A 20,944-nucleotide genomic window follows, 5' to 3' on the forward strand; every position below is an offset into this window, starting at 1 on the left:
TTCCATGACCACAAATATTCATGATCAACGTATTCTAATTCTTGATTTTGGTTCTCAATACACTCAATTGATAGCGCGCCGAGTGCGTGAAATTGGAGTTTATTGTGAACTTTGGGCATGGGATGTAAGTGAAGAGCAAATTAAAGAATTTAATCCGAATGGGATTATTCTTTCTGGTGGGCCTGAGTCGGTTACAGCAGAAAATTCACCACGTGCACCAGAATACGTGTTTAACGCCGGCGTTCCGGTTTTTGGCATCTGCTACGGTATGCAGACAATGGCAGCACAATTAGGTGGGCAAGTATTAGGCTCGGATAAGCGCGAGTTTGGTTATGCTCAGGTTGAAGTTATTAAAAATATACCTTTGTTAGCCAATATCGAAGATCACATGGGCGCTAACGGAAATGGCTTACTCGATGTATGGATGAGCCATGGTGATAAGGTGCTGACGATTCCAGAGGGCTTTGTGACAGCTGCGCAAACTCCGAGTTGTCCACATGCCGCTATGTTTGACGAGTCTCGTCAATTTTATGGTGTGCAGTTCCATCCAGAGGTAACGCATACACGCCAAGGAATGCGAATTTTGTCGCACTTCGTTATGGATATATGTGGTTGTGAAAAACTGTGGACTGCAGCTAGCATTATTGAAGACGCGATTGAACGTATCAAACAAAAAGTAGGCGACGATGAAGTCATTTTAGGTTTGTCCGGTGGAGTAGATTCGTCAGTTACCGCTATGCTTTTGCATCAAGCCATCGGTGATAAATTGACTTGTGTCTTTGTTGATAACGGTCTTTTACGTCTAAACGAAGGTGAACAGGTCATGGAAATGTTTGGTGACCATTTTGGCCTGAATATTATCAAGATTGATGCTGAGCCGCGATTCTTGGCCGCGTTGGCTGGAGAAAGTGATCCAGAAGCGAAACGCAAAATCATTGGTCATGAGTTTGTTGCCGTATTTGATGAAGAATCGAAAAAATTAAAAAATGCTAAATGGTTAGCGCAGGGGACCATCTATCCCGATGTGATTGAGTCTGCAGGCTCAGCCACCGGAAAAGCGCATGTTATTAAATCTCACCATAATGTCGGTGGATTACCAGATGACATGGAGATGGGGCTGGTAGAGCCACTACGCGAATTATTTAAAGATGAAGTACGTAAAATAGGTTTAGAACTTGGTCTTCCTTATGACATGCTTTATCGTCATCCTTTCCCTGGTCCAGGCTTAGGTGTGCGTGTATTAGGTGAGATCAAAAAAGAATACTGTGATTTATTACGTCGCGCTGATGCAATTTTTATTGAAGAGCTTCACAACGCCGATTTGTATCATAAAGTGAGTCAGGCATTTACGGTATTTTTGCCGGTACGTTCGGTTGGCGTGATGGGGGATGCGCGTAAATACGATTGGGTAGTTTCGCTCAGAGCGGTTGAAACAATCGATTTTATGACCGCACATTGGGCGCATTTACCTTATGAGTTTTTAGGTAAAGTGTCCAATCGTATCATAAATGAAATAGATGGCATTTCCCGTGTCGTGTACGATATTTCGGGTAAGCCGCCAGCCACAATTGAGTGGGAATAATTAATTTAAACGCTAAAGGCGATGTTTACATCGCCTTTATTTACAGTTTTTTAGGTTAAGCCGCTTTATCTCGACTTAAATTATCAAATTCACGTTTTAGTACGTATTTTTCGTCGGTAACTATGGCCTCTAACACGGCAATGCGTTCATTCATAACAATCAATTTTTGTTGTAAATCTGAATTTTCTTGATTTGTCTGGTTAACTTGTTTGGGCTCTTTTTTATCTCTATTGGTCAATTTGATTATGGTCCAACAAATAATTGCAATGATAACAATGGCAGTTAGGTTCATGGCGTTGTCTCCTTTGACTGATATAATGTAACCGTATTAGTATTCTTCTGCTTTAATTATGATTTGCATATTTTTAACCAACTTTAAATAGTCAATAAAATCAAATTGTTATGTTTTTATACGGTTTCTGATATTTAAATTAGTTAGTTAAAAAAGCAACTTTTTAAGCAAATTAACCAATGATTTAAGAAAGCATGAAATGACCAATATTATTCAACCTGATGAAGTGCGCTCTCAAGACGAGTATTGGATGGAGTATGCGCTGTCATTGGCAGACAATGCTTGGAATATAGGTGAAATTCCCGTTGGGGCTGTGTTGGTCAAAGATAACCAATTAATATCCCAGGGCTGGAACCAATCGATTAGTTTACATGACCCTTCCGCACACGCCGAGATGATCGCAATTCGCGAAGGGGGCCGAATCCTAAACAACTATCGTTTAGTAGATTGCACCCTTTACGTAACTCTCGAACCTTGCCCTATGTGCGCCGGCTTGCTTGTTCATTCGCGGATAAAGAGATTAGTTTTCGGGGCAAGTGATTATAAGACTGGCTTTGCTGGTAGCCTGATGAACTTGTTATCTGATCAAAGATTGAATCATCAAGTAGAGGTGCAAAGTGAGGTCTTAGCATCTGCATGCGCTAATAAAATCTCTGATTTTTTTAAAATGCGAAGGGAGCAGAAAAAGGCGCTTAAAATATCTGCCAATCAAGCAGAAGGGCTGGAATAGCCGAAGCTTAGATTAACTCGCTTCAGCGAAAGACTCTTGTAAATCAAACTGTTGATATTGCTGACGTCTAAGTAGCACTTTTTGGTGTAATCTTTTTAACATTAGTCTTCTACGACTGCCGTTGGAAGGTTTCAACTTTCTACTAAATGTATTTCTTTTTCTCATGGTAACTCCTTTAAGGATGATTCTCCTATTTCTTGGTTTTTAATTTCAGTTTATAAGTAGACACTTAAAATGCCGTTTTAGTTTCAATTAAATTATATTGAGTATAAATCTAGTAACTCAAGTCATAGATTCGCATGCCAATATGACGAATCTATGACAGTTCAGCGCACTAAAGGTACTAACATTAGCAATAATTTAAGGGGATTCGAGATCTTGAGATTGTGCGGCGTCTTCGGCTTCATCTAAGGTTTCGGCATCCTGCCCATCTAACCACATTAATGTATCATAATATCTGCGTATGTTGTCAACATAGGTCACAGCCTCATCTCCACGAGCATAGCCATAACGGGTAGTCTTGTAGTATTTTTTCTGGCGCAATTGCGGTAAGCGCTTTTTAACGTCAATCCACATATCTGGATTGCCACCTTGTTTTTGAGTTAGAACACGTGCGTCCTCCAAGTGACCTAACCCGATATTATAAGAAGCAAGCGCAAACCAGATTCGGTCAGGTTCTTGAATGCGTGCGGGAATACGACTGATCAAGTTGGCAAAGTATTTTGCACCACCGCGAATGCTTTGTTCCGGATCGAGACGAGATTCAATGCCTAAATCTTCCGCTGTGGCAAGAGTTAGCATCATCATTCCTCGCACACCAGTGGGAGATTTTGCTTTAGGATCCCAATGACTTTCTTGATAACTCATAGCCGCAAGTAACCGCCAATCGAGATTATGTGAATGTTGTTCGAACCAAGGTCTAAAGTTTGGTAAGTTAGTTCGGGCTGAACGAATAAATTCACGGGTATCAACGTAATTAAATTGTCTCACATGACCAAAATATTTATCTTCCAGTGCCGCTAACGTACCGTTCGACTGAATTAGCCCAAAGTATTCAATCAATGCGGCGAGTAGGGAGTCATCTTGACTTTTATCCAGTGCCCAAGCGACGCCTTGCTCTTGACTAATGGTAAAACCGATACTTAATTCGGGATGTCTTCTACGTAAAACGGCTAAAATATTCGAATCGACTATTGTGTAAGCAAGTTCGTCATTAAGTACCATTTCCATCAATTCTTCGGCATCTTTATCATCTGTTTCTTGCCAGCTTAAATGCGGATGGAACGGTTTAAATTCACGTAATGTTTCAGCGTGGCTACTGCCGGCAATAACTAGCAATTCTTCGTTTAAGTCAGTTGCACTTCTTGGCCGCTCATTCCCTTGTTTGAATACTACTTTTTGACTGATGTTTTGATAAGCCGGCCCAAAGCGGAACTGGGCAGCGCGTTCGTTGGTTACACTAATGCCGGCTGCGATAAGATCCAGATGATGATTTTCAAGTTGCGGAAAAAGCTCATTTAGAGTGTAGTAGGGGAAAACCTCCAGCCGAACACCTAAGTAATCGGCAAATCCATTGGCTAATTCGTATTCAAATCCTTCGGGTCCAACTGGACCATTATAATAGGTAGTAAGACCATAGTTGGTTCCTACTTTTAATACGCCTTGATCGAGAATGCGCGCCAATGTGCTGGATTGTTTCGGTTTTTCACATGCACTGAGTATTACTACTAAGCTCAGAAGTAAAAACCGTAAAGCTATGTTCTTCACAGATTCCCTTTTAAAGCACTTTAATTACCTCATTGTGACGAAAATGTTGTAAATCATCTAGAGGAATAATGCATTTGTTGACTAAAAGTTTTTAATTCATGCGGATTGATGCTTATCAATAGATTGATTTTACACTATAATTCGCGCCTCAAATCTTCCTGAAAACGTGAACTTTGCCAGACTAAATGGTCAAGTTCCAGTAACTTTGGTAATAGCCCTATGCTAGTCCTTCGTGGTGCTCCAGCGCTATCTGAATTCCGAGTTGAAAAATTACTTCAACGTTTTGCTTCGGCGCAACTTCCTATTTCTGAAATCTACGCTGAATATGCACATTTTGCGCAAATTGAATCAGCATTAACTCAAGACCAAACTTTGGTTTTAACAAAACTCCTAACTTATGGACCGGCTATTCATGCCCATGATCCAGTAGGAGAGTTGATGTTGGTCGTTCCAAGACCGGGCACGATTTCGCCTTGGTCTTCCAAAGCAACTGATATTGCACACAATTGTGGACTTGAAAACGTAAAAAGAATCGAGCGGGGCTGTGCTTATTATCTCAAAGTAGATACCGAATTAACGACGTCGCAGCGCAACGATTTAAGTCAAATATTACATGACCGCATGACCGAATCGGTGATGACTGATTTCGACCAAGTACAAACTTTGTTTGCTGAGGACTCACCTAAACCTTATAGCAGCGTTGACGTCATTCAGGGCGGTCGACAAGCTTTGGTTACTGCTAATGCCGAGATGGGATTAGCGCTTGCAGAAGACGAAATAGATTATCTGGTTGAAAATTTTCAGCGTTTGGGACGTAATCCCAACGACATAGAATTGTATATGTTTGCTCAGGCGAATTCAGAGCATTGCCGCCACAAGATTTTTAATGCTGATTGGACTGTAGACGGGGTTAAGCAGCCCAAGTCTTTGTTCAAAATGATCAAAAATACGTTTGAAAAAAACTCCGATTATGTGCATTCCGCTTATAGCGACAATGCTGCGGTAATGGAAGGCTGGAAAGCAGGGCGATTTTTCCCTAATCCTGAATCCCATGAATACGAATATCATCATGAAAATATCGATATTTTGATGAAAGTAGAAACTCATAATCATCCAACGGCTATCTCCCCTTTTTCTGGAGCTGCGACAGGATCAGGTGGTGAAATTCGCGATGAAGGTGCAACCGGTAGGGGCTCTAAACCTAAAGCTGGGTTAGTGGGTTTTACAGTGTCTAATCTGAATATTCCTGGGTATGCATTGCCATGGGAAGCGGATTATGGCAAACCTGAACGAATAGTTACTGCGCTGGAAATTATGCAACAAGGCCCTCTGGGCGGGGCTGCGTTTAATAACGAATTTGGTCGTCCAAATATCCTTGGCTACTTTCGGACTTATGAACAGCAGGTCAACAGTTTTAACGGTCTAGAAGTGCGCGGTTACCACAAGCCAATTATGTTGGCTGGTGGATTGGGCAATATTCGCCAGTCACATACTCAAAAAGGCGAAATTACGGTAGGTGCAAAACTTATCGCGTTAGGTGGCCCAGCGATGAATATCGGACTGGGTGGTGGCGCAGCGTCATCAATGACATCGGGTGAATCTAAAGAGGATCTCGATTTTGCATCAGTACAACGTGGTAATCCTGAAATGGAAAGACGTTGTCAGGAAGTCATCGACCGTTGTTGGCAATTAGGTGACAACAATCCGATTCAATTTATCCATGATGTAGGCGCGGGTGGTTTATCAAATGCATTCCCTGAGTTAGTCAATGATGGTGGGCGAGGCGGTAAGTTTGAATTACGTAACGTCCCTAATGATGAACCCGGCATGGCTCCTCATGAAATTTGGTGTAATGAATCCCAAGAGCGCTATGTTTTGTCTGTGGCACCTGAGAATTTGCCATTGTTTGAATCGATTTGTCATCGTGAAAGAGCCCCTTTCGCCGTTGTTGGTGAAGCGACAGAAGCGCCGCATTTAGCGTTGCACGATGAGCATTTTGGTGACTTACCCATCGACTTGCCTTTGGATGTATTGTTGGGCAAGCCGCCTAAAATGCATCGTGATGTCACCTCAACAACTTCGGTTGGTGATGATTTTGTCGCAAGTTCTGTGGATATTAATCAAGCAGCAGAACGTATTTTAAGATTGCCTACAGTGGCAGAAAAAACCTTTCTGATCACCATTGGTGATCGCAGTGTGACTGGTTTAGTTAGTCGCGATCAAATGGTCGGTCCTTGGCAGATCCCTGTTGCAGACGTCGCTGTTACGGCATCTTCTTTCGATACATACCAAGGTGAAGCTATGTCGGTAGGCGAGCGCACACCGATTGCATTATTGAATCACGGTGCTTCTGCTCGTATGGCAGTAGGAGAGTCATTGACTAACATTGCGGCGGCAGATATCGGCTCTTTAAATCGTATAAAATTGTCGGCTAATTGGATGGCAGCAGCAGGGCACCCGGGAGAAGACGCCGGATTGTATGAAGCGGTAAAAGCGGTAGGTGAAGAACTTTGTCCAGAATTGGGTTTGACGATTCCAGTGGGTAAAGATTCGATGTCGATGAAATCTCAATGGCAAGAACAAAGCGACGACGGGAATCTGGATAAGTCTGTTACCTCTCCCTTATCGTTGATTATCACAGCATTTGGTGCTGTGCGCGATATCCGAAATACACTCACTCCACAATTGCGCACTGACAAAGGTGACTCCGTATTGCTTTGCTTAGATTTAGGCGAAGGACGGAATCGCATCGGCGGCTCTTGTTTAGCGCAGGTGTACAGTAAGCTAGGTAATCAAGCACCTGATGTGGATACTCCTAAGACATTAAAATCTTTCTTTGAAGCGATGCAAAGCTTACTGCATAAAAATCTGTTGTTGGCATATCATGACCGCTCTGACGGAGGTTTGTTTACTACCTTGGTGGAAATGGCTTTTGCAGGACATACCGGCATTGATATTCAATTAGACAGTTTAAATGGCGATGCACAGTCAATTCTCTTTAATGAAGAATTAGGTGCAGTGATACAAGTATCTACCGCTAATCTAAGCCAGGTTAATGATATTTTGAGTCAATATGGCCTTGCTGAATTGAGTCATTCAATTGGTAAGTTAAACGATTCTGATCGGATTGAAATTAGTCATCAAGATCAATCACTCATTTCACAAACGCGTGGTTATTACCGTCTTATTTGGGCTGAAACCACAGATAAAATGCAAGCGTTACGCGACAATCCAGCGTGTGTTGCGCAAGAGTGGGAAACCAAGGGCAATGATCAAGACCCCGGATTGCATTGTGATCTGAGCTATGACGTCAACGAAGATGTTGCCGCACCTTATATTGCTAAGGGGATTAAACCTAAAGTCGCGATTTTACGTGAGCAAGGTGTAAACTCACAAAATGAAATGGCAGCCGCATTTAATCGAGCTGGTTTCAATGCGATTGATGTGCATATGAGCGATATAATTGGACAAAAAGTAGCGTTACAAGATTTTGCAGGTTTAGTGGCATGTGGTGGATTCTCTTATGGTGATGTACTTGGAGCCGGAGAAGGATGGGCCAAATCCGTGTTATTTAATCCTTATGCACGTGACCAATTTGAGCAATTTTTCCACCGTCAAGATAGCTTTAGTTTAGGAGTATGTAATGGTTGCCAAATGCTTTCTAACCTTAAATCTTTGATCCCTGGCGCTGATTTATGGCCGCATTTTGTCACTAATCAATCTGAGCGATTTGAAGCGCGCGTATCCATGTTAGAAGTGCAAGAAAGCAAATCTATATTTTTTGCGGGTATGCAAGGATCTAAGCTACCAATTGCAGTTTCTCATGGTGAAGGTCGTGCTGAATTTAAACATACAGGTCACCTTAGACAAGTGCAGAACAATCAACATATTGCATTAAAATATGTGGATAACTGGGGCAATGTAACCCAGCAATATCCTGCGAATCCAAATGGTTCTCCTGATGGAATTTCAGGACTCACTTCAGCAGATGGAAGAGCAACCATCATGATGCCTCATCCTGAGCGTGTTTTCCGCGCAGTTGCAAACTCTTGGCGTCCAGATGACTGGCAAGAAGATGGACCTTGGATGCGTATGTTCAGAAATGCACGCGTTTTCGCAGGTTGATTATTTAACCATTAGATTTTACAAGCAACTCGATTCATAAATTTAAAAGCGCCTAATTTTTTAGGCGTTTTATGAATTCACTTTATTTGATCGTTAGATCGTTGATTTGATTAAATAAAACGCTTGTCAATTAGAAAAAACGGGTTTAGACTAAAGTCTAATGCTCGGGTAGATCTGTCATTGAAGATAAAATTTGCCAAATGGAATTGCTTAGACTTACCGACAACAATTAATTTTTAAAATAATAATAAGAGATAAGAAATGAATCGTTCGTCAAAAGGTTTTGGTTTGGCAGGAGTGTTTGCCACAGTACTTTTTCTAGTTGTATTGGCTGTTGTCAGTGCCCCCGCAAGTTCTCATCCTACAGTAGATGCTAGCACTTCAAGTAATACTTAATTAGCCAAGAAATAGTCGTTTTTTCTAATTATTTTATTTGCCTATTTTTTTCGGTGTAATTCCCGATTGTTCGCTTTGTCGTGTTCGTTTTTCTTCAGTAATACGTAAAGTGACGCTAAGCCGCCGTGCTGATGCAGGGCCGTATGAAAAGCCAAAATTTGTGGCATTTGTTGCAACCATTTATACACATAACTTTTCATGTGCGCTGGGAATGGTTTACTTTTCAAACCGATCCCATGTTTGATCAACAGCGTTCTTACCCCTTTTTGTTGTGCTTGATTGACAGTATCAAACAAAGCTTGTCTAGCTTGCTCAAATTTGTGTTGTTGGAGGTTGAGGGTGAAATCAATTCGATATTTACCTAACCGTAAATTTTTAAATACACCATCCTGTACTCCTGATTTTTTATAACTTAGGTAGTCATATGGATCTATAGGCTCAACCTGTTCAACACTCAAATAATTTTGTTTCAGGTTCATTTCTCGCTGCAACGCTTCTCGTTTCAAGCTTTGTGCGAGCGTAGGCTTAGTTTTTAAAGTGACGACTTTGTCTAATTTGGGGAGCGGTTTGACATCTTGCATTGCATCCAGAAAAGTCGATTTTTCGACACTATTTTCTTTAGACATAACAACTCCTATTGTAATTTTTAGAGAAAATGGAGAGCAGCTATTTTGCTGCGGTTGCTTTCGATCGCATCTAGTTTTATGTCACAATCATATAAAAAGTTCACTAGGAAAATAAATGAAAAATATGCGCTATTTGGTATTTATCTGGATTTCGACACTGATTGCCTGCTCGAATTCAGAACATTCATCACAAACTAACGCTAATCAACCACCCCCGCATCCGCAAATAGACAACAGTAAAGATTATCATTCATTTGCTAATCCAGAGGCCGTCAAAGTAACGCATATTGATTTAGATTTAACTGCTGATTTCGAACAAAAGCAGTTAATTGGAAGTGCAACGTTGGTTTTTGAAAAAATAAAAGAACAGGCGAAAACCTTAATACTGGATACGCGCGGATTAACAATCTCTTCGGTAGCAGCAGAGGGTGAACCTACAAAGTTTGAACTGAAAAAAGCAGATCCTAATTTGGGAGCAGCACTCCATATTTCATTGCCTGAGAATGGCAATAAAGTGACGGTAAATTACCATACTTCAGAAGACGCTTCAGGTGCACAGTGGTTGACACCCGAACAGACCGCAGGCAAACAACATCCATTTTTGTTCACCCAAGCTCAAGCTGTTCATGCGCGCAGTTTCATTCCGCTACAAGATTCGCCGCAAGTAAGAGTTACTTATACCGCAACGATTCGAACGCCTAAAGAGCTACTAGCAGTAATGAGTGCAGCAAACGATCCAGAGACGGAACGTGATGGCGTGTATGAATTTAATATGCCGCAACCCATACCGTCTTATTTGATTGCATTAGCGATTGGAGATTTACGTTTCAAAGCAATGGGGGAGCGCACCGGAGTTTACGCTGAACCTGCTTTACTTGATGCCGCAGCCGCAGAGTTTGAAGATACAGAAAGCATGCTGGAAGCGACAGAAGAAACTTACGGACCTTATAGTTGGGATCGATACGATTTGCTGATCTTACCGCCATCTTTTCCTTTTGGAGGGATGGAAAATCCGCGTCTATCGTTTATCACACCAACTGTTATCGCCGGCGATAAAAGTTTAGTATCTCTGATTGCTCACGAACTGGCACATAGTTGGTCTGGCAACACGGTAACGAATGCAACATGGCGTGATCTGTGGTTAAACGAAGGCTTTACCACCTATCTAACCTACCGCATTATGGAAATGATTTACGGTACGGACCGTTACAACATGGAAGCGGTTTTGGGTTACCAAGATTTACAGGCTGATATCGAGGCTTTATCAAAAGAAGATCAGATTTTAGCCATAGATTTACGTGGCCGAAACCCAGATGACGTATTCTCCAATATTCCATATGAAAAAGGCGCGTTATTTTTACGTGAAATAGAACATAAAATTGGACGCGCTAATTTTGACCAGTTTTTATTAGAGTATTTTAATCACTTTGCATTTAAGAGTATCACCACAGACGAGTTTTTAGCTTATTTGGACGATACGCTATTAGCAATCTATGCTGATAAACTGGATAAGAAACGTATTCATCAATGGATTTTCGAACCGGGTATTCCTACAGGTGCACCGGTTCCTGAGTCGGACGCTTTCACAAAAGTCGACTCGGCTCGCGATGCTTGGCTAGAAGGGAGTAAAAAAGCGAATCAAATTGAGACCCAAGGTTGGACTGTACATCAGTGGTTATATTTCTTAAATAATTTGCCGGATGAATTAAACGATACTCAATTAGCTGATTTGGATAATAGCTTTCAATTAACTGCGAGTAAGAATAATGAGATAGCACACAGTTGGTTAATGATTGCGGTGAAAAACGAATATAAACCTGCTTATGACAGACTATATAATTATTTGGTGAGCATTGGACGTAACAAACTGGTTAAGCCACTGTATCGCGAGTTAGCAAAAACGCCAGAGGGTAAAAAATTTGCTAAACGCGCTTTTGAGCAGGCTAAGCCTGGTTATCATCCATTAACTGTGAAAGCAAACCAAGGTTTTGTTGAGTAATTTAAGTTAACAACAAAGCTTGTTCAAAAACGAATAATATTGCACTGGCCCCCAAACAATTGGACACAATTGCTGGGGGTCTTTTTATTCTATCAAGAAAAGGATAAGTCGCGAATGCCCAATACTAGGTAATTTGTTCAGGAAAATTATTGCGATTAAAGGCATTACGTTGCAAAGTGTTCTTTTGAAAGTAGAAAACAACTATTTTATAGATCTTAAGGAGAGCACTTGATCGATCTTACTTCCGCACTTGTTTTGGTTGGCCTGTTATCTATTTTTTGTCAGTACCTTGCTTATCGCATTAAACTTCCCGCGATTTTACCGTTACTTGTTATTGGCATCCTTGTAGGTCCCGTAACTGGGGTTATTGATGCAGATCAGATATTTGGTGATTTACTCTTCCCCGTTGTTTCACTTTCGGTGGCTATTATTTTATTTGAAGGCTCCTTAACCCTGCGATTCGGTGATTTAGGGGGGCACGGATCTATGGTGAGAAATCTGTGTACATCTGGGGCAATAGTCACCTGGTGTCTGGTTGCAGCCATAACCCATCTTATTATTGGTATTTCATGGGAAATGGCGTTTCTATTTGGCGCAATCGTTACTGTAACAGGGCCAACAGTTATCGTTCCCATGTTACGCACAGTGAGACCAAGCACTAAGTTATCAAATATTTTACGTTGGGAAGGCATAATAATTGATCCCATCGGCGCGCTATTGGCTGTGCTGGTATACGAATACATTATTTCAACGCAAGATGCGCTCAGTCATACATTGTGGGCCTTTGGCAAAACCGTTGGCATAGGATTAGTGATCGGCGCAATAATGGGCTATTTGCTTGGAATTGCACTGAGAAGTAATTTAATACCCCACTATCTGCGAAATACCGCTGTACTCACTTTGATGTTGGGGGCCTTTGCAGGCTCAAATATGATGGCCCATGAATCTGGTTTATTAACCGTAACTATCATGGGTATGTGGCTGGCTAACATGCGTGATGTGGATGTAGATGACGTCCTAGAATTTAAAGAAACCCTGAGCGTATTATTGATTTCAGGTTTGTTTATTTTGCTCGCTTCTCGTATCCAATTGGATTCTATCCTCAGCTTAGGTTGGGGAGCCGTGTTCATAATATTAGCGATCTTGTTTATAGTCAGACCCGTCTCAGTGGTGATTTCCGCACTTGGTACAGGTTTAAATTGGCGAGAGCAAGCATTTCTAGGCTGGGTAGCACCAAGAGGGATTGTCGCCGCAGCCGTGTCAGCGTTATTTTCATTGAAGTTAGAGATTCTTGAATACGAACAAATTGAATTGCTCGTTCCGCTGGTATTTTTAGTCATTATCACAACAGTTGTTTTTCAGAGTTTAACCTCAGTGCATGTGGCTCAATGGCTAGGTATTCGAGCACCAAAACCGAATGGCTATTTGATTTTTGGTGGTGGGGCATTTTGTAGAATGTTTGCTAAAGAGCTTTTAGCCAACGATATAAAAGTGTGTGTAGCTGATACCAACTGGGATGCAATCCGTTCAGCAAGAATGGATAATATCCCTACTTATTTTGGTAATCCCATGTCGGAACACGCATCTCGTACATTGGATTTTACCCTATTTGGTCGTGTGCTGGTCATGTCGCCGTATCGTCAACTTAATCCAATGGTAACCTTTCATTTTGAAGGGGAAATGGGCAAAGGCACGGTGCTTGGCTTAAGTAATAACGAACAACAACAACGTCCCAGCCATCAAATTTCAGAATCTTATGCCAAAAAGTTGGGATTATTTGCCGACGGAATTACCTACGGTAAGTTAGCTAGTTGGGTGGCCAAAGGGGCGAAAATTAAAACCACTCGTCTAACTGAAAACTTTTCAATGAAAGATTATTTAGAAGAGTATGAAGGTAACTTATTGGTCTTATGTGCTTTTGATAGCAATGATAAATTGCGTATGTTCACTAACAAAAAAACGTTAGAGCCGAAAGCCGACTGGCGTATCATGAGTTTGATCATTCCAAAACAAACTGAACTTGAAGCAGTTTCTAATCCTAAAGAAGTTAAAAAAATAGAAGAAAAATAAATGGAATGAAAGTCAGCATTGGTTAAAAACGTTTTTTTGTCCAATAAATTGTACGCAATTAAAGCACAGGCAAATTATTTTCAAACTTAAGCTCTGTGCTATATTGTGTGAATAACTAGAATAAACGGATTGCGAGTCAAATCATGAGCGATGTTAGTTTGCTTACCAATAAACTTAGGTCAATCAGCTACATCTTAGTCGCTGAAGACGACTTAGATGATCAAGAGTTGATTCGTGATGCCTTGTCAGAAAATGAGTTAGCGCTAGATAAAATTAAATTTGTTCAAGACGGAGAACAACTGATTTCTTGGTTGGATAACGCTGAAACCTTACCTAGTTTAATACTTTTAGATTTAAATATGCCGCGTAAATCCGGCAGAGAAGCACTCATTGAAATTAAAAAGGATGTTCAGTTTAAACATATTCCTGTGGTTATTTTCACTACATCTGATTCTGAAATCGACATTAAGGAATGTTATATCTTAGGAACTAATGCTTACCTAACAAAACCCAGCAACTATATTGATCTTGTGGCATTGATGAAAGACTTAATCAACTTTTGGTTTTTTCAAGCGAAAATAGTGCTCGATTAAATTTGCTCCGCTCAGGCGAAGCTCATCTTAAAAAAATGCAGGGCTTGGCGTCCCCTAGAGGATTCGAACCTCTGGCCTACCCCTTAGGAGGGGGTCGCTCTATCCAGCTGAGCTAAGGGGACTGCAAAGTCATCTCGACGCGGCCAGACTATACTAAAAATTGTGATATCTAGACAACCCCGTTACGGCCAATAATCGCCCTTAACTGACTAGGTTTATAAGCTACTGCCTGGACACAAAATCGTTGGCTTGCACGTTGGCAAGTAAACTTCCGTCTTTAGACATTGCGACGGCAGTGTTTGGAGAAACACTAACAACTCTGACAGCCGTGGGATGCAAGTTGAACTGGTTGAATAGTTGGCCGCTTGGATTATGTATTTGTTGCAATTGGAATAGGGTTAACTCGTCACCGTTTTGAACGCCTTGATTGCTCCCTATATTCAGGGTTAGCTGATCACTTCTCACTTGTAATATCCGGCCGTAAGCTGGAGAGCAAGACAATATTTCGTCAACATTGGTTGCGACATCTTTCAGGATCGAAGATATTGCCAAACCGTATTGGCTTTGCCACAAAGCGTTGCCGTTGGTATCTACATTTTGATGTAAATCAAACTCCCATGGCGCATCTAAGCCATAGGCCTTTTGCCATAATCTAGCTCCCGTATAACCATCATACAGTGAAACATGGTAGCTAAAGTTGCGGATCGGAATATCTTTTTCCCAAAATTGCCAATTTGTTCGTTGGCTAGTTGACACACTTAAGTCTGTAATAGTGGCAACTAATACATATTGCGAATTTGATTGCCGCGACAACGCCATCACATCTTGTACAGCTGATTGCTGATCAAGTGAATAATAAAAAGGCAAAATAGATTGGATGTTAGATTGCTGAGCGTGGAGATTGAAGCTCTGTTGTAGCACTTGAGGCAATTTAGTGCCAATGTCAAATATATGACCTGTGGTCGCTTGCTCTCGATTATGAATTGGGTGCCAGGTTGTTACTATACTTTTTTGATAAGCTGAAGATTGGCAGCTACGTGTATTCGAGAAAATATCCGCACGTAAGGAGACAGTTAAATATCCATTTTGCTGAACTTCATCAATTAACTCGATGCTATTTACTTCACCGCTAGCACGAATGGTTAAATCATCATTTTGCAGCACGCCATTCGCCATTTTTTGCACACTTTGCACAGAAGCACCTGCAAACAGAAGCACTTGTTTTATGGCTTCTTGGGTTGCGTTTTGCCGGGCTAACTCAATATTGCCGTTTCGAATTGCCGCCTGACCACTAGATTCGAACCAAGCCGCGTGGGTTTTTTGAGTAAATAGCGATGCTCCAATTATCATGAATACAAGTATGTTAAACATGCTAACTTGGCGTTTTAATTGCGTCATTCAGTCTATATCCAATAAAAACAATCGTTATAATTGGCTACATAGCCCTTGTTTGCTTATGTAACCATGATTTAAACGTTAATAGTTTAACTAATGCATCTTTTATACCTCTTTTAGAGGACGGTTATTTGGCATCATTCGTAGTCTTAAATCTGATAATTATTTGAGAAAGTGTTTAATCGAGATAAGAGGGAACAGATATTGCAACACACCCGACAATAACGTTTGGATTGCCACATGAACGCTAATCACAATGTGAGCTGATATTAAAACACCGAGAATAATTATGAAACTACTGCATATATTTACGATTTTAGGTTGCTTAGTCGGCCTGGTTGGTTGTCAAAATATCATTGATAAACAAGTAGAGTGGGAAACCATTGAGCCGGAAACTTATCCGGTGATCCGTTCCATTGGCTATGCGCCAATTGAAGCTCAGCAAGGCACTGACCGATCAACTAAAGTACTGATGGCAGTTAAAGCGTCGAAATTAGACGCTTACCGTGAGCTAACCGAACAAGTATATGGACAAAAAATTGACGGTGAACAATCGTTGGCGAACTTAGTATTGACCGATACACAATTGTTAGCGAGCGTACAAGGGGTTATTAGAGGCGCAAGGGTAGTCAAAAGCTATCCAGTTGGGAATGATTCTTACGCAACTGAATTAGAGCTTGATTTTGGTTTAGTACATGACTTGTATTTAAGTACCGCCAAACCTAAAAAAGTTAAAAAAGTACGTTACTACTAACGCAACAAGCTATTGCTTAAACGCTAACGCCTTTACCGGTTGTTCCACCTTTGGGCTTTCCACTTTTATCGTATGTCATACTTTCTTTGGCACGAGATTCTAATAAAAGTGTACGTAGATGTTGTAAGCGTAATTGACCTTGCTCAACAGCTTTTTGATTAATCTCTGTTCTGAATTTGCATTGCGACAAAGAATGATTGATTTCATCAAACAGATTGGTAACAGCGCTTTCATCAACAACACTGGGTTGCTTATTAACTTCTTTTTCTATGGATCTGTCAGTTGTGGATATCGCTTCTAACAAATCTGACTTTTCATTTATGACAGATGTTAGTGACTCCGCATCACGCGTGCTGATTAAATGCAATTCTGACTCAAGTAGTAACGTCAGTGCATCAAGTTGTTCTTTTTGTTTTTCTAGGAGGGTGATTAGGTTTTTCATTTAGCTTTGCTTTTATTTTATGAAGCTAAACGATATTTGGCACCAAAACTAATTTTTAATGCCAAATACTTGAGCTTCGAGTTTGCTAATTTTTTGTGCTAACACTTCAGGATTAACACGATATTCACCATTCTGGATGGCTTTTTTCAATTTGTCGACCTTTTCCTGATTAACAGGTGCGTCGTTTGATTTCTTTTGTACTTGACTAAGCTGTTGGGCAGACTGAGTCAAAGACACGGAATCTTGTCGTGGTGTCGTTGCTGACTTTGCTTGTTGAGCTGAAGTTTGTGCAGCAGCTTGTCCTTGAGATTGCTGTTGATTCAGCCTCTGATTCTCAAGTTGCGGTTTTTGATTCCCGCTATTTACATTGTTAATTGCCATAATAACCTCAAATACCTAATATGCCTCACTTACTTTATCGGCCAAAACTATAAATTCTTTAGCCAAAAGTTGAAAAATATTAAATACTACTTAAATAATTTAAAAGCAACGCTCGCATACTCTCCATAGAGGGTAGTCTACGCTAAATTGATTAAATCTGCACGACAACTTGGTGTGTATTTACAACCTGTGCATGGACTAATCGGTTCGATTTGGTATTTCGAACCGCAATGGTATCGCCTAAATTACCATCTTGTTGTGCTATGCCCTTTGTTTTAATGCTCACTCCACCGGTATCTGCGGTGATTAGAATACTATCTCCTTTACAAACGAAACAAAGTTGACCCGGTACGACAGGCTGGCCAGGGCGGCTTCGTTTCTTCATTCGAGCACCTACAACTGTATCTATATCGGCAAAAGTGCTGGTACGTATTAGATTTTTATCCATCATTACTATTTCAACATCACTTTCGATTAACACCTTACCTGGGCTTACTGAAGTAGTCAGTACCACGACTGGCTGAACGCGTGTGGCTTTTACCATCATATACAGATACCAATCGGTTGGTTCGCAACTTGCTCTCACCGTAATATTGTTCTGGGCTAGCGCTTCTTTGCTAGCAGAAATAGAAAACGCTTCGGGGCATTCTGGTATGATAATTCGTTGGTCAAGCGGCATTGCAGAAACGGATAGATTTTCGTCAGCACTTGCACCTGAATAACTTAACTGGGACTTAACGTAGTTCTCTGCAGCTTGACTTAACTTTTGGTGAGCTAAATTAATTTCTGTGGTTGCCGTTACACTAGCAGTGCTAAAAAGCATAATGCTGCATAGAAATAACCACGAAAAAACAATGATTGTACGTTTTAGTAATTTTTTCATGTTCAGTTGCCGCCGTTTTGTCTATGCTTAGTAAATCAATATTGGTATAACAAATAACGTCAAAATACAGGCACTCAATCAGGTTTAGCCTTCAAATTACGTTAAACTTGCTATATTCAACCGGTACAACGCAACAATTGTGCCTAGTTTAAAATTATTTTGGGGTGGTATATGTCAGGAATTCTTGACTCGGTTAATCAACGCACACAATTGGTTGGTCAAAATAGACTTGAATTATTGCTGTTTAAATTAAATGGCAGACAACGTTTTGGAATCAATGTATTTAAAGTGCGTGAAGTTCTGCAATGTCCTCCATTAACCTCGATACCCCGTCAAAATAAATTGGTCAGGGGAGTGGCCCACATTCGTGGTCAAACTATTTCTGTAATTGACTTGAGCATGGCAACTGGCGGGCGCAAAATAGAAGATGTTAAGAATGGCTTCATTATAATTGCTGAATATAACCGCTCCGTACAAGGCTTTTTAGTTGGCTCTGTAGAACGCATCATCAATACCAATTGGGATGCAATCATGCCGCCTCCTCAAGGTACGGGTAAAGCTAGTTATTTAACAGCGGTTACTGAAGTCGAGAATGAACTAATCGAAATTCTCGATGTAGAAAAAATCCTGAACGAAATATCACCACTAAATAGTACTGTCAGTGAAGATTTAGCTGCCGGTCTAAACATGTCTGAATCCCCGGCAAACGATAAAATTATTTTTATCGCTGATGATTCTTCTGTAGCGAGAAGTCAGGTTAAAAAAGCACTGACGGCACTAGGTCTGAAAATTGAAGTCACCAAAAATGGTCTTGAAGCATTAAATCGATTGAAAGAAATAGCTGCAGAAACAGGTGACGTAACTGACAGCGTTGGGGTATTGGTGTCGGATATTGAAATGCCCGAAATGGACGGCTACACATTAACCGCTGAGATTAAAAATACACCTGAACTACAAAAGTTGAAAGTAGTGTTGCACACCTCATTGAGCGGCGTTTTTAATCAGGTTATGGTGAAAAAGGTTGGGGCAGATGACTTTATTGCTAAATTTCATCCAGATGAATTAGCTTCGGCTGTTCAAAAATGGTTTAACAAGTAAAAAATCATTATTTTTATGGAAGCTAATTTTTGAAATCAGATGATTTGACGTCTCAAGAATTCTTTGAATTTGCCCAGTTTTTAGAACGTCAGTGCGGCATCGTTTTAAACGAAAATAAAAGCTATTTAGTGAATAGCCGTTTAAAGCCTTTGGTGCGCCAAGAAAAATTTTCTGGGTTGTCCGAATTACTTAAAAGTGCATATAGTGGCAATCAAAACAGTATGCGCGAAAAAGTAGTCGATGCAATGACCACCAATGAAACGCTTTGGTTTCGTGACAAGTATCCCTTTGAAATTCTAACGGATCGTTTATTCACTGATTTATCTAAGGTTAATCGCAAAGTTAGAATCTGGAGTGCGGCTTGTTCTTCGGGCCAAGAACCCTTTTCGATCGCTATGTGTATTCAGGAATATAAAAAACATCATCCACGAGCGTTTCCCTATGGTATTGAAATTATCGCAACGGATATTTCAGCGGATATGCTTAAACGTGCCAAGTTAGGGCGCTTTGACGGAATATCTATCAGTAGAGGCCTATCAGAAGAACGTAAAAGTCGATTTTTTAAGCAAACTGAAGATAACCACATGCAATTAAATCGCGATATTCTGTCGATGGTGGATTTTAGACCTCAAAACTTATTAACAAGCTACTCAGCCCTAGGTAAATTTGATGTGGTGTTTTGTCGAAACGTGTTAATTTATTTCTCACTCAGCAATAAACGAAAAATCCTGCAACAAATTGCCGCTTGCCTGCAAAACGAAGGATCTTTGTTTCTAGGCGCGTCTGAATCCATTGCCGAATTAAACGATTTATATACTTTAGTGCGCAACAATCCCGGTTTGTTTTATACTAAAAAGTCCTATTAATACAATCCCTTAACTTTGCCTTTCCTAGTTTTCTTTTAAATTACTCGGTGTCTTGGCATACCCTTTGCTAAATTTTTCTCAAGCAAGTTTTTAGAAAGAGAAAATCATGGCAATCAGCCTCGACAAATTAACCGGTTTGCACCACAAAGCATTACTCGTTAGAACAGACGCAATGGAAGTTATTTCCGGTAATTTAGCGAATGCTAATACGCCAGGATATAAAGCGCGCGGCGTTGATTTTCAAAAAGCCATGCAGTCAGCCAATCAAGATCGTCAGCAAAATATGACCCGTACCCACGAAAAGCACTTTGAAGGTCGCATGCAATCGCAAGCCAGTATTGAGTTTCGCGTTCCACTGCAGCCCGATACAGGCGATGGTAATACGGTTGAAGTACAAGCTGAGCGTAATGCATTCCTTGAAAATGGCATGCGTTATCAAGCTAGTATTCAATTTTTGAACGGCAAGATTAAAGGTATGAAAAAAGCTATATCTGGAGGCCAAGGTCAATGAGTTTATTTAGAGTTATGGATATTGCTAGCACTGGCATGGGCGCAGAAAGCGTTCGCTTAAACACGACTGCAAGTAACATTGCTAACGCAAACAGCGTTAGTAGCAGTTACGACGCGACATATAAAGCACGCCATCCGGTGTTCGCTGCGGAATTGCAACGAGCCACAGACTCTCAGTCAAAAGGTGCAGGTGTTCAAGTGTTAGGGATTGTAGAAAGTCAAAAACCTTTGCAAATTGAATACAGTCCTGGTCATCCAATGGCTGATAATAATGGTTATATTTATAAGCCAAACGTGAATGTAGTTGAAGAGATGGCAGACATGATGTCCGCATCAAAATCCTATGAAACTAATGTGCAGTTGGCAGATACAACTAAACGTATATTTAGACGTGTATTGCAACTTGGTCAAGGTCAATAAATCACTGGTTTAGTG

The 20,944-nt window shown here is 40.7% G+C and carries 20 protein-coding genes and 1 tRNA gene; 12 read left to right on the top strand and 9 right to left on the bottom strand.

Annotated features, from left to right (window positions below; genetic code table 11):
* Nucleotides 1–4 precede the first annotated feature (4 nt).
* Entirely contained in the window at nucleotides 5–1,582 is a 1,578-nt protein-coding gene (gene guaA / locus GLIP_RS12295) for a glutamine-hydrolyzing GMP synthase (RefSeq protein ID WP_008844961.1), read from the top strand.
* Between the two features lie 55 nt (nucleotides 1,583–1,637).
* Here the strand turns inward: guaA and GLIP_RS12300 are convergent, their stop codons facing one another.
* Complete coding sequence (locus GLIP_RS12300) at nucleotides 1,638–1,874, bottom strand: hypothetical protein (protein WP_008844962.1); 237 nt, start codon at nucleotides 1,872–1,874, stop codon at nucleotides 1,638–1,640.
* Between the two features lie 199 nt (nucleotides 1,875–2,073).
* Here GLIP_RS12300 and tadA point away from each other — a divergent pair, with 199 nt between their 5' ends.
* Nucleotides 2,074–2,604, top strand: coding sequence for a tRNA adenosine(34) deaminase TadA (gene tadA, locus GLIP_RS12305; RefSeq protein WP_008844963.1), 531 nt, complete (start codon nucleotides 2,074–2,076; stop codon nucleotides 2,602–2,604).
* 12 nt (nucleotides 2,605–2,616) lie between these two features.
* On the opposite strand, the gene GLIP_RS22135 is transcribed toward tadA, so the two are convergent.
* Entirely contained in the window at nucleotides 2,617–2,769 is a 153-nt protein-coding gene (locus GLIP_RS22135; RefSeq protein ID WP_008844964.1) for a hypothetical protein, read from the bottom strand.
* Nucleotides 2,770–2,964: 195 nt separating this feature from the next.
* Nucleotides 2,965–4,371, bottom strand: a complete 1,407-nt coding sequence (gene mltF, locus GLIP_RS12310; protein ID WP_008844965.1) for a membrane-bound lytic murein transglycosylase MltF — start codon at nucleotides 4,369–4,371, stop codon at nucleotides 2,965–2,967.
* Nucleotides 4,372–4,590: 219 nt separating this feature from the next.
* Between mltF and purL the strand changes: the two genes are divergently transcribed.
* Nucleotides 4,591–8,496, top strand: a complete 3,906-nt coding sequence (gene purL, locus GLIP_RS12315; protein WP_008844966.1) for a phosphoribosylformylglycinamidine synthase — start codon at nucleotides 4,591–4,593, stop codon at nucleotides 8,494–8,496.
* 261 nt (nucleotides 8,497–8,757) lie between these two features.
* The gene (locus tag GLIP_RS22420; RefSeq protein WP_008844967.1) at nucleotides 8,758–8,892 is read left to right on the top strand and encodes a hypothetical protein; all 135 of its coding nucleotides are present in this window, start codon (nucleotides 8,758–8,760) and stop codon (nucleotides 8,890–8,892) included.
* 41 nt (nucleotides 8,893–8,933) lie between these two features.
* Here the strand turns inward: GLIP_RS22420 and smrA are convergent, their stop codons facing one another.
* Nucleotides 8,934–9,518 (bottom strand): DNA endonuclease SmrA, encoded by a 585-nt coding sequence (gene smrA, locus GLIP_RS12320; protein ID WP_008844968.1) that lies wholly within the window; start codon nucleotides 9,516–9,518, stop codon nucleotides 8,934–8,936.
* A gap of 115 nt (nucleotides 9,519–9,633) precedes the next feature.
* Between smrA and GLIP_RS12325 the strand changes: the two genes are divergently transcribed.
* The 3 genes from GLIP_RS12325 (at nucleotide 9,634) to GLIP_RS12335 (ending at nucleotide 14,180) form a co-directional block, all read left to right on the top strand.
* Nucleotides 9,634–11,517, top strand: a complete 1,884-nt coding sequence (locus GLIP_RS12325; protein WP_008844969.1) for a M1 family metallopeptidase — start codon at nucleotides 9,634–9,636, stop codon at nucleotides 11,515–11,517.
* A gap of 228 nt (nucleotides 11,518–11,745) precedes the next feature.
* The gene (locus GLIP_RS12330) at nucleotides 11,746–13,587 is read left to right on the top strand and encodes a cation:proton antiporter (RefSeq protein WP_008844970.1); all 1,842 of its coding nucleotides are present in this window, start codon (nucleotides 11,746–11,748) and stop codon (nucleotides 13,585–13,587) included.
* A 143-nt stretch (nucleotides 13,588–13,730) separates the two neighbouring features.
* The gene (locus GLIP_RS12335; protein WP_008844971.1) at nucleotides 13,731–14,180 is read left to right on the top strand and encodes a response regulator; all 450 of its coding nucleotides are present in this window, start codon (nucleotides 13,731–13,733) and stop codon (nucleotides 14,178–14,180) included.
* 45 nt (nucleotides 14,181–14,225) lie between these two features.
* Here the strand turns inward: GLIP_RS12335 and GLIP_RS12340 are convergent.
* A tRNA-Arg gene (locus tag GLIP_RS12340) sits at nucleotides 14,226–14,302 on the bottom strand.
* Between the two features lie 100 nt (nucleotides 14,303–14,402).
* Entirely contained in the window at nucleotides 14,403–15,578 is a 1,176-nt protein-coding gene (locus GLIP_RS12345) for a flagellar assembly protein T N-terminal domain-containing protein (protein ID WP_008844972.1), read from the bottom strand.
* Nucleotides 15,579–15,864: 286 nt separating this feature from the next.
* On the opposite strand from GLIP_RS12345, the gene GLIP_RS12350 reads away from it, so the two are divergent.
* Nucleotides 15,865–16,329: an LPP20 family lipoprotein gene (locus GLIP_RS12350; protein ID WP_008844973.1), complete on the top strand. Its 465-nt coding sequence runs from the start codon at nucleotides 15,865–15,867 to the stop codon at nucleotides 16,327–16,329.
* A 16-nt stretch (nucleotides 16,330–16,345) separates the two neighbouring features.
* Here GLIP_RS12350 and flgN read toward each other — a convergent pair whose 3' ends face one another.
* From flgN to flgA, 3 genes are all read right to left on the bottom strand, one after another.
* Entirely contained in the window at nucleotides 16,346–16,771 is a 426-nt protein-coding gene (gene flgN, locus GLIP_RS12355; RefSeq protein ID WP_008844974.1) for a flagellar protein FlgN, read from the bottom strand.
* Between the two features lie 48 nt (nucleotides 16,772–16,819).
* Nucleotides 16,820–17,152, bottom strand: a complete 333-nt coding sequence (flgM, locus tag GLIP_RS12360) for a flagellar biosynthesis anti-sigma factor FlgM (protein ID WP_008844975.1) — start codon at nucleotides 17,150–17,152, stop codon at nucleotides 16,820–16,822.
* Between the two features lie 151 nt (nucleotides 17,153–17,303).
* Nucleotides 17,304–18,035: a flagellar basal body P-ring formation chaperone FlgA gene (gene flgA, locus GLIP_RS12365; RefSeq protein WP_008844976.1), complete on the bottom strand. Its 732-nt coding sequence runs from the start codon at nucleotides 18,033–18,035 to the stop codon at nucleotides 17,304–17,306.
* A 171-nt stretch (nucleotides 18,036–18,206) separates the two neighbouring features.
* Here flgA and GLIP_RS12370 point away from each other — a divergent pair, with 171 nt between their 5' ends.
* From GLIP_RS12370 to flgC, 4 genes are all read left to right on the top strand, one after another.
* Nucleotides 18,207–19,133, top strand: a complete 927-nt coding sequence (locus tag GLIP_RS12370) for a chemotaxis protein CheV (protein WP_008844977.1) — start codon at nucleotides 18,207–18,209, stop codon at nucleotides 19,131–19,133.
* A gap of 29 nt (nucleotides 19,134–19,162) precedes the next feature.
* Nucleotides 19,163–19,999 (top strand): CheR family methyltransferase, encoded by an 837-nt coding sequence (locus GLIP_RS12375; RefSeq protein ID WP_008844978.1) that lies wholly within the window; start codon nucleotides 19,163–19,165, stop codon nucleotides 19,997–19,999.
* Nucleotides 20,000–20,105: 106 nt separating this feature from the next.
* A complete protein-coding gene (gene flgB / locus GLIP_RS12380) occupies nucleotides 20,106–20,510 on the top strand; it encodes a flagellar basal body rod protein FlgB (protein ID WP_008844979.1) in 405 nt (134 codons plus the stop codon).
* Nucleotides 20,507–20,929 carry a flagellar basal body rod protein FlgC gene (flgC, locus tag GLIP_RS12385; protein WP_008844980.1) on the top strand — a complete coding sequence of 141 codons (423 nt, stop codon included), beginning with the start codon at nucleotides 20,507–20,509 and terminating at the stop codon, nucleotides 20,927–20,929. Before flgB ends, flgC begins: the two co-directional genes overlap by 4 nt.
* Nucleotides 20,930–20,944 lie beyond the last annotated feature (15 nt).

Source organism: Aliiglaciecola lipolytica E3, assembly GCF_000314975.1.
In the GTDB taxonomy this organism is placed as follows: domain Bacteria; phylum Pseudomonadota; class Gammaproteobacteria; order Enterobacterales; family Alteromonadaceae; genus Aliiglaciecola; species Aliiglaciecola lipolytica.